The organism is uncultured Nostoc sp. (genome assembly GCF_964245445.1).
Lineage (GTDB): Bacteria > Cyanobacteriota > Cyanobacteriia > Cyanobacteriales > Nostocaceae > Nostoc.
Map to the genome: position 1 here is coordinate 20,299 of NZ_CAXTNE010000055.1, position 7,928 is coordinate 28,226.

8 protein-coding genes, 1 tRNA gene and 1 riboswitch are annotated in these 7,928 nt (G+C 40.1%); of the genes, 4 read left to right on the forward strand and 5 right to left on the reverse strand.

Features of this window, described 5'->3' with window-relative positions:
* Position 1: 1 nt before the first annotated feature.
* Positions 2 to 418, reverse strand: a complete 417-nt coding sequence (locus ACFE90_RS12315; protein ID WP_375500856.1) for a DUF1636 domain-containing protein — start codon at positions 416 to 418, stop codon at positions 2 to 4.
* Between the two features lie 21 nt (positions 419 to 439).
* Positions 440 to 604: riboswitch (cobalamin riboswitch) on the reverse strand.
* A gap of 100 nt (positions 605 to 704) precedes the next feature.
* Between ACFE90_RS12315 and ACFE90_RS12320 the strand changes: the two genes are divergently transcribed.
* Together ACFE90_RS12320 and ACFE90_RS12325 are read left to right on the forward strand one after the other, a co-directional pair.
* Positions 705 to 778 (forward strand) — tRNA-Val (locus ACFE90_RS12320).
* A 226-nt stretch (positions 779 to 1,004) separates the two neighbouring features.
* Positions 1,005 to 1,583: a Uma2 family endonuclease gene (locus ACFE90_RS12325; protein WP_375500858.1), complete on the forward strand. Its 579-nt coding sequence runs from the start codon at positions 1,005 to 1,007 to the stop codon at positions 1,581 to 1,583.
* A gap of 406 nt (positions 1,584 to 1,989) precedes the next feature.
* Here the strand turns inward: ACFE90_RS12325 and ACFE90_RS12330 are convergent, their stop codons facing one another.
* From ACFE90_RS12330 to ACFE90_RS12340, 3 genes are all read right to left on the reverse strand, one after another.
* Entirely contained in the window at positions 1,990 to 5,202 is a 3,213-nt protein-coding gene (locus ACFE90_RS12330) for a type I restriction endonuclease subunit R (RefSeq protein WP_375500836.1), read from the reverse strand.
* A 345-nt stretch (positions 5,203 to 5,547) separates the two neighbouring features.
* Positions 5,548 to 5,742 (reverse strand): hypothetical protein, encoded by a 195-nt coding sequence (locus ACFE90_RS12335; RefSeq protein ID WP_375500838.1) that lies wholly within the window; start codon positions 5,740 to 5,742, stop codon positions 5,548 to 5,550.
* 2 nt (positions 5,743 to 5,744) lie between these two features.
* The gene (locus ACFE90_RS12340; RefSeq protein ID WP_375500840.1) at positions 5,745 to 5,957 is read right to left on the reverse strand and encodes a transferase hexapeptide repeat containing protein; all 213 of its coding nucleotides are present in this window, start codon (positions 5,955 to 5,957) and stop codon (positions 5,745 to 5,747) included.
* A 223-nt stretch (positions 5,958 to 6,180) separates the two neighbouring features.
* Here ACFE90_RS12340 and ACFE90_RS12345 point away from each other — a divergent pair, with 223 nt between their 5' ends.
* Positions 6,181 to 6,396, forward strand: coding sequence for a hypothetical protein (locus ACFE90_RS12345; RefSeq protein WP_375500842.1), 216 nt, complete (start codon positions 6,181 to 6,183; stop codon positions 6,394 to 6,396).
* 43 nt (positions 6,397 to 6,439) lie between these two features.
* On the opposite strand, the gene ACFE90_RS12350 is transcribed toward ACFE90_RS12345, so the two are convergent.
* Positions 6,440 to 7,114 carry an Rpn family recombination-promoting nuclease/putative transposase gene (locus tag ACFE90_RS12350; RefSeq protein ID WP_375500844.1) on the reverse strand — a complete coding sequence of 225 codons (675 nt, stop codon included), beginning with the start codon at positions 7,112 to 7,114 and terminating at the stop codon, positions 6,440 to 6,442.
* A gap of 194 nt (positions 7,115 to 7,308) precedes the next feature.
* On the opposite strand from ACFE90_RS12350, the gene ACFE90_RS12355 reads away from it, so the two are divergent.
* Complete coding sequence (locus ACFE90_RS12355; protein ID WP_375500846.1) at positions 7,309 to 7,767, forward strand: DUF29 domain-containing protein; 459 nt, start codon at positions 7,309 to 7,311, stop codon at positions 7,765 to 7,767.
* Positions 7,768 to 7,928: the final 161 nt, after the last annotated feature.

Genomic DNA, 7,928 nt, shown 5'->3' on the forward strand with positions numbered 1-7,928 from the left:
ATTAAGATAAAGGTGGAATCTTTGCCAAAATGCCTTTTTTTAGCGCTTCTGGACGCTCTGACCAAGATAGTAAACCATTTACTTTGGCATAGTATTGACTAGCACATTCTAGTACCGCAGATGCACTACCATCAACAGCTAAATCACCAAATAAATATGTTAATTTGCCCTTGGCAGCAAAAGCAACTACACAGGAACGATTACAAGCACTCATGCATTCAACTTCCTTAATTGGGAATTCATCTCGTAAGTCCCAATCTTGTGCAAGCTGCTGAAGTTGAGATAGAAGTTTTTCACCGCCACTTTCACCTAAGCGTTTTCCATCTTGCCAAACGCTAGCACAAGTTTTGCAAACAAATAAAGTATGGTCAGCACCACCCAAGGGACTAGTCGGGGAAATATTTACAGTAGTAGTCATCTGTACCTCGCAGATATGTGGAACTGATAAATCTATTTCGGCGGGCATCCTGACTCACTCAATTTGGGATTTTAGATTACATCTCAAATTGGTTTACAGTTGCGGGACAGCGCCGGATTTGCACCGAACTTTCCCCGTTACCTCTGGTAGCTGCTCCCCACCAGAACCGAATAACCTTATTGATCATACACCCTACTCGAATCGGACTTCGCTTATAAGATGGATTTACACCTTTATCTTGCTTTATCAAGAAAGTATGTGTTATTGTTGATAATCGTGTAGTTAAGGACGTATAGCTCAGTTGGTTAGAGCGCTACGTTGACATCGTAGAGGTCACTGGTTCGAATCCAGTTACGTCCATTTGTTGTTGTAGAGTGATTAATTATTTGTCACGGTGAGAAATAATTAGTCACTGTAGAAGTAAGCATGCTGCTGAAATCACAGGCTGCACTCTGCGCCAGTTCCAATACTGGCGAGAAAAGGGCGCATTTGTTGGGGGAATTCCTAAAGTAGAGGTAGAGGCTAAATCTTCCCTATTAGCAGCGCATGGGTTTGATGCAACTAGGATTTTTGTGGAGCGCAATTAATTATGACTGTAACCTTACAATTACCTCCTAATCTGCAATTTACTGATGAGGAATTTGCACAAATTGTAGCTGTGAATAAAGAATTACGGCTAGAGTTAACTGCTGAAGGGGAATTAATTATCATGTCACCCACTGGGGGAGAAACGGGAAACCGTAATTTTGAACTGTATCTTGATTTAGGAGTTTGGAACAGACAAAATAAGCTCGGAAAAGCTTTTGATTCTTCTACTGGATTTAAACTGCCAAATGGGGCAACTCGTTCACCTGATGCTTCTTGGGTAAGGATAGAAAGATGGGATACTCTTACCCCAGAACAAAGAAAGAAATTTATCCCTTTGTGTCCTGATTTTGCAGTGGAATTAGTTTCCGAAACTGATGATGTGGAAGATACTAAAGCCAAAATGGCAGAATACTTAGCAAATGGCTTACAACTAGGTTGGTTAATTAATCCTAAAGATAAACAAGTAATAATTTCTCGCCCAAATCTTGCACCAGAGGTTTTACAATCTCCCACAAGTTTATCGGGTGAAGATGTTCTCCCTGGTTTTGTTTTAAATTTACAGCAGATTTTTACATAGATGAATGAGTTTGGCGTATGTTTAATACTTGAAGTTCTGATGATATTAATCACATCTAGCGGGAAAAGAAAAAATGAGCAAGATATAGCTCGTAAAAGTCGATTGTATACAATAGCTTTTTATTTACAGAGACTATAGCGATAATGTCAACGTAGCGAAGGCAGACTAGAATTCCTTTTTGGAGCGATGGCTAATACCGCAAGGCGGAAGTCAAAAGTCAAAAGTCAAAAGTCAAAAGTCAAAAGTCAAAAGTCAAAAGTTACGCCTGCCTTAATTTTGGGCTTTCTGGCTGTAATGAAATGGTAGGTTTATTTCCGCCGATCTGTACTAGGTTGGGCTACGTCAACGCATTCACGAAGTCTTACACCAAAATCTCAAACGCTTTAGTGAATAATATTAAATACTATTACGCTGCATAAGGATGCTTATTAGCACTTTTATACTGCTGATAAATATGAAGAAATACTATATTACTCAGGTTGTCTACATCGCTATCATCGTAGGCATCTACAGGTAAACCTGTGTCTTCGTTATATAAGTAATCATAAATAAAACTCTTAATTGTGGCTCTTGTAGATTCCTTATCCCGCCAGTTTTCTAGTTGCTGTAATTGTGATTTCACGGCTTCAATTAGCGACTGAGCAACTTGTTTGACGCGGTTTCTAATTCTGGTATCCAAATTATTTTTAGATGAGCAAAGCAAGTCGAAAACGGCAAGGTGTTCTTCGCTTAAACCTTCGCGCACAGCACGGGTGTCTTCTTCAGATAAGTCTTTAACAAGTTTCAGAAGTTCCTCAAATGTTTGCTCAATCGCTACTCGGTCAGTTTCACGGTTATAGTTTTGGATAACTTGTTGATAGCGCGTGTAGTAGTCAATGCGAGATGGGTTTTGTTGTACCATTCGCTGGAGTTGGCGTTCGACGGCTTCTTTGAGGGTTTGGACTGAGGTATTTTTAGTCTGGGAATTAGCAAATTCTGCTTTTAATAATTCAAAGTCTATATTGCTAATATTGTAATTTTTGCCTGACTCTGCACCTGGAAGACGGGAAGTATCAACGTTGATGAACTCGCTAACAACACCTTGTAAGGAACGGAGAACGGCGTTGATATCTAAAGAGATTTTGTGTTGTTTGTGCAAATGTTTGTAAATTTGCTCAATGGCGTTATATTTTCCTTGGTAGGGTGTGGTTAATTTCGGTTCAGTAATTAGCGCCTGTTTCTTTTTGAAGACTTCCCTGGCTAATACTTCAAAGCGGGCGCGAGATTCATCGTTAGTACAAACTGCATTAACTGCACTTGCTAAAGCAGTAATTTTATCAAATCCTGCTGTTTCCACCAGTTCTTGCAATTCAAACCCCAGATTGGCGATGTGGTCAATACAATTTTGAAGTGCGATCGCATAATCTTCTTGTAATTGATTCAGGTCGTTGTAAGGTGTTATACTTTCATCTTCGCTTCCGACTTCTGCACGCGAGTATCTGGCAAGGGCAGCACGGAGACTTGTTAAAATACCGTTGTAATCAATTAATAAGCCGTTATTTTTCGCTTCGTAGACGCGGTTTGCACGAGCGATCGCTTGCATGAGAGTATGTCCTTGCAAAGGTTTATCTATATATAATGTGGCAAGGCTGGGGACATCAAAGCCTGTTAACCACATCGCGCAGACAATCGCAAGGCGGAAAGGGTGTTTTTCGTTCTTAAATTCTTCCTCTAGATTGCGACTTTTGATAATTTGGCGATGGGGAATTATATCTAAACCCCAATCTTTGAAAGTTTTAACTTCGTTTTGGGCTTCGCTGATTACAACTAAATATTCCATTGATTGCAACCATTGCAAATGTTGCTGGTGTTCCACTTCCTCTTGTTCATCAGCAGCTTGTTTAACTAATTGTTTTTGTGCTTGTATTGCTTGTTTCCAGTATTTATCAATAAGTCCGTGCATTCGCACGGCGGTAATCTTATCTAGACAAACAAGCATGGCTTTTCCTGTTTGCCAACGTTGGGTATAGTGAGCTACTAAGTCTTCGGCGATTCGGTCTAAACGTTTTTCGGCGGTGAGGATGAGATATTCTCCCCCCAAGCGACGACGGACGGCTTCTTCTTGTTCAGCGTCGAGGTCAAATTGTTCGATGGCGGTGGCGAGGCGTTGATTTAGTTCTTCCTCAGCTGCAACCTGGCGTTGAGTACCTTTGTCGTCATAATATAATTCTTCGCCTCGATTGTCGTAGTAGAGGGGTACAGTTGCACCATCTTCTACAGCGCGTTGGAAGTCGTAGGTGGAAACGTAGCCGCCGAAAACTCGACGGGTGAGTTGGTCTTCTTCCGACTCCATCAAGGGTGTACCAGTAAAGCCGATGAAAGATGCATTGGGTAAAGCTTGGCGCATATTTTCCGCGAGTTTACCGTATTGGGTGCGGTGCGCTTCGTCGGAGATGACGATAATATCGGGACGGTGGGAGTAAATCTCACCGGGTTTGTTGAATTTGTGAATAAGTGTGAAAACGTAGCGATGGTTGTCTTTGAGTAATTCAGCTAATTGTTCACCACTGGCGGCTTGGGTGTTATTTTCTTTGATAGCACCAACGCCAGCAAAGGTTTGCACGATTTGATTATCTAGTTCTTGGCGGTCTGTGACGATGACAAAGGTAAAATTACCTGGTAATTGGCGGTGGACTTTGCGGGTGAGAAATGCCATTGAGTAAGATTTCCCGCTACCTTGAGTATGCCAGAAAACACCAAGTTTACCTTCTCGGACTTGCCGTTGTTGAATGGCGGTAAATGCGCGGTTAACACCAAGAAACTGGTGATTACGAGTCAGAATTTTGATTGTTTTACCGCTACTGTCATCAAAGAGGATAAAGTTTTCGATGATGTCGAGGAAGTTGTCTTTGCGGCACATCCCCATTAACATTGTTTGGTAGTCAACTTTGCCGAGTTCCTTTTCTTCTAAACGTTTCCATTCTTGGAAGTGGCTGTAACGGCTGGTGATGCTACCGACTTTCCCCTCTATGCCATTACTCAACATGACTATGGCGTTGTGATGGAAAATTTCGGGGATAGTGTCTTTATAGTCGGTGTAGTTTTTTTCGTAAGCGACTCTGACGTTGCAGTGGGTGGCTTTAAGTTCAATAAATAGTAAAGGAATACCATTAACAAAACCGATGATATCAGGTCGTCTGGAATAGAGAGAACCTTTAATAGACAACTCCCGCACAATCAGGAAATGATTATTATCCGGGTTTTGAAAGTCAATCACTTTCAGGCGGGGATTAATGGTTTCACCCTCTGGGTTTTTATAAGGTTTCTCTAAAATACCTTCACGGATGAGTTGGTATTTTTTCTGGTTGATAGTGATTAATTGGTCTGAAATATTGGATGTGGTGAATGCAAGGGTCGCATCATCGTATACTTGCTGTGGATGACCAGGGTTAAATTTCTCTAGTGCTTGGCGCAGATAGCGTGTGAGAACAACTTCCCGTTTGTCTTTGCGTCCTAGTGTGCCGTTAGTGCCGAAAGTTTCCTTTTTGTATGCGTAAACTGAGTGCCATTTCAGGGTTTGTTCAAAGAAGTTAGCGGTAGTTTGTTGCACCAGGCGGTCTTCGGAATATTCGGCACTCATGGGGGTGATAGGTGATACAGGTAGCTATTATATTGATAGCTTTGGAATTGGGTAAGTAGCAAGTATTACCTAGCCAAAACTGAGAATTTTAATTTCCAATTGGTAATTTATTTATACTGTCCAATCTTCTGTAACCAAGCCTGGTACTTGGCTAAAATCACGACTGTTCCGGGTCAATAATACCAAATTCCGGGAAAGGGCTATTGATGCAATTCGTAAATCTATTGTAGCAATACGAACCCGTTTTGCTCTTAGTGTGTCAAAAATTGTGGCGGATGCTGCGTCAAATGCTAGAACTGGAGCAACGGAAAAGCCTTGCAAAATCTCTAGTAATATGGCGTACCCTCAAATTGTATCAGCCGATATTTGGGCGCGATTTATAAAAGCATTTGCACCAAGTACCTGCTCGTGAAAGCTAACAATAGAAAATGCAAAATCTCCGGGTGAGTGTTTAGCAATTTTAGCAGCTATATTTGCGTATTCTTGACTGGAACTGCGTTGTATAAAACTGATGTGGTCGGTGTCAAAAAGGTATTTCACACTTACTCACTCATTTCGTCTGCGGGTTTATCAGCGTAACGTAAAGATTTTCCATATTCCAAAACTTCAAGGAAAGTTTGCTCATCAGAAATGGAACCAGTCACTTTTTCCAACCAATTGCTAGGGGTGGGAGATGCTATCAGCAGACGTTTGAGTTCGGTAACTGTACGTTCAAGATTTACCAAGCGTTGCTCGATAGTAGTTTCATCTAACATGATTTTTAATGCTTGCGAATATCAACAGTTGGGATATTTAGTTGGGATATTTAAAATTATAGGTCACAAAATCTATTACTCATGGGTGTTATAAGTGATACAGGTAGCTATTATATTATTGATAGCTTTGGAATTGGCTAAGTAGCAAGTATCGCCTTTAAAACAATTTCAAATTTTAAGCGATGATGGATGTGTGAGCATAAATGACAATTGGTAATTAAAGATGGTTTCAGCCGAATTACTTAATACACTGCAAGGGGTTAACCGCGCTGATAAACTTTATATTGTGCAGGTTTTAATATCAGAGTTAGCCCAACAAGAGACTGAACTAATAAAACCTGGACAATCTTATCCTGTTTCGTCTCCTTATGATGCCTTTGAAGCCGCAAATACAATGCTAGAAGTTTTGCAAGCAACCAAAAATCAAAACAATGTCTAGCGTCGAGCAATTTCCTTTTGTCAATTTGAAAATAAACTTAACTTCAAATATTTTGTTGTTCATCCAACCAAGCAACTAAATTATCTACCTCAGAGATTCTGAAAAGTGCGCGACATAAAGCCTCTAACTGTTCAATGTTTAAAGCTTGAACTTTTTGAGAAATTGAATCATCAATCTCACCAAAACGTTCTTCCAACAGAGACATACACAAAGAAAAAGCTTCTTGTTGTTTTCCCTGTTCTTGTCCCTTCCGTAAAATATCCTGATAAATAACCGACTCTTGCATAATATCCTCACTTAACATCTGACGAATCAAAGTTTTGTCAAACCGCAAACCAGCTAAGATTTCCGTATACCCGGCAATATTCTGTTTTGTCTCTCTATCTAAAACTTTAGCTACTTTTTCAGCAACCTGAGATAATAAAGCTTGCGGAGAATCTGTGCGACTCAGAGTTGCTAGGGGCAATAAATTTACATTATTGAGGAATAAATCCGAATTCTGCTCCCACATCTGTACTACACGATAGCGGTGTAGAGTTGTATCATCCAGATATTCTTCAGTAAAAGCAATTTCATCATCCGTCTCCTGCAAAAATATTACTACCTGCACAACTGGACATTTGTATTGACGCTTTAACCTCACAGAATAATCTAACATTCGGAAAGGAATCGCAGGATTAGATTGTGTTAAAGTCTGAAACTCAATGGTCGCAGACATCGCTGCTGCAAAAACTCAAGCTAAACTTTTGGTAAGGTAAAAAATTGTTATTATATAGTTATCCTGCTACTTGCGAAGTCTCAAATTTCACTTGGGATACGCCTAAAAGCAATCTATTTAGATATACTACGGGCATAGGAAGAGCGGGATTAAATTAAGTTTACTGGTTGGATTTTGGGAGGTTAAAAAATCAGATGACAGCATCTCAACCAACGGTTTTTACAAACTCTCGTCTTTACGACCAAGATTTTTATTTGTGGATAGAGACAACTGCTAAACAATTAAAAGAAGGCAGATTTTCTGAGGTTGATTTAGAAAATCTTATCGAAGAGATTGAATGCATGGGGAGAAGTGAAAAACACGCGCTTGAGAGTAATTTAGTTGTTCTATTAATGCATTTACTCAAATATAAATACCAGCCAGAGAAACGCTCTAATAGTTGGAAAGCAACTATTAGAGAACATCGCCGCAGGTTGACAAGGACTTTTAAGGATAGTCCTAGTTTAAAACCATATTTTCAGGAAGTTTTTACTGATTGTTATCAAGATGCAAGAAAGCAAGCCAGTGATGAAACTGGTTTATCCCTTGATACTTTTAGGGTAGATCCCTTTACTGCGGATGAGTGTTTAGATGAAGATTTTTTACCGGATTAGTTAAGTTCTGATGCTTTAGAGTGGCTCTACAGACTTTTAATCCTTCCAACCCCTCTTAAAAAGCAAAGCTGTTTCATTCCCTCAAAGGCTCAAAAAAGACTTGTGTTCTGAACGAAAGCCCTCGTGTTCTGAACGAAAGCCCTTGTGTTCTGAACGAAAGC